The organism is Micromonospora sp. NPDC052213, from assembly GCF_040679695.1.
Classification (GTDB): Bacteria; Actinomycetota; Actinomycetes; order Mycobacteriales; family Micromonosporaceae; genus Micromonospora.
The window spans coordinates 1-1044 of sequence record NZ_JBFAVI010000420.1; the positions used below are offsets into that span (position 1 = coordinate 1).

Here is a 1044-nt window from a genome sequence, read left to right on the forward strand (position 1 = left end):
ATCGCCGAATCCGGTCGAGCCGGATAGGCCGTGTCGGGCCATACTCGCCCCCATTGGGCATGGCAAATTCGTGAATCCTCCCCGGCACCGGATACCGTGCACACGTTCACCACGTGAGAGAGGCGGACAGGTGGGCATCGACAGCAGCGCCAGCGCCCGAGCGGTGATCCAGCGAGATCCGTTGGGCACCCAGATCGCGGCCGCCCTCCGGCAGGACATCTTCTTCGGTCGGCTGCTGCCCGGCACACGACTGTCGCAACAGGAACTCTGCGAGCACTTCGGCACGAGCCGCATGCCCGTGCGTGACGCCCTGCGCGAGCTGGTCTACGACGGCCTGCTCGAACTCGACGGCGGCCGCCACACAGTCGTCGCGCCGCTGAACAAGGCCGACCTGCGCGACTCGTTCCTCATCGAGGGCATGCTCAACGGGCTCGCCGCGCGGCGGGCGATCGAGTTCGCCACCGAGGCGGACTACGCGGTCCTCGAAGACCTGCACCGGCGCATGGAGAGCTACCACGAGAACTCCGAACGCACCAACCTCGCCGACCTCAACTGGCAGTTCCACCGGCACATCAACAAGCTTTCCGGGTCCCGCAAACTGATGGCCGCGATCAGGGTGGTTTCGCTGAACGTGCCGCGCGACTACCTGCTCGAAGTGCCGCAGTGGAGGAAGCGTTCGAACGCCGACCACGAGGGAATTCTCGCGGCGATGCGGGCAGGCGACGGGGAACGGGTCGAGCACATGATGACCGACCATCTGGTCAGCTCGGCCGAAGGGCTCATCGAATACCTGACGTCCAAAGGCGTGCGTCTCACGTAGTACTCGGCGGCCGCAACGCGCCTCGATCCGTCGGACGACAGCGGCATCGCGTATCGGCCCTCGCGCCGAGTCACTGACCGTGGCTCGCCCGCGTTCGCCACTCATCCAGGCGCGTACCGGCGATGCGGGCGCCGTCGGCGGGAACCAGCGAGCGTTCGGCCACCGCGGCACCGAAATAGCGGGCGCCGGGATCACCCACCACCGAACGAGTATCCCGCTGAGCG

General features: G+C 67.0%; 1 protein-coding gene. It reads left to right on the plus strand.

Translation table 11 applies throughout. The features are described from left to right. Positions 1–130 precede the first annotated feature (130 nt). On the plus strand, positions 131–820 hold the full coding sequence (locus AB0L34_RS34420) for a GntR family transcriptional regulator (protein WP_051611019.1): 690 nt from the start codon (positions 131–133) through the stop codon (positions 818–820). The last annotated feature ends 224 nt before the right edge of the window (positions 821–1044 follow it).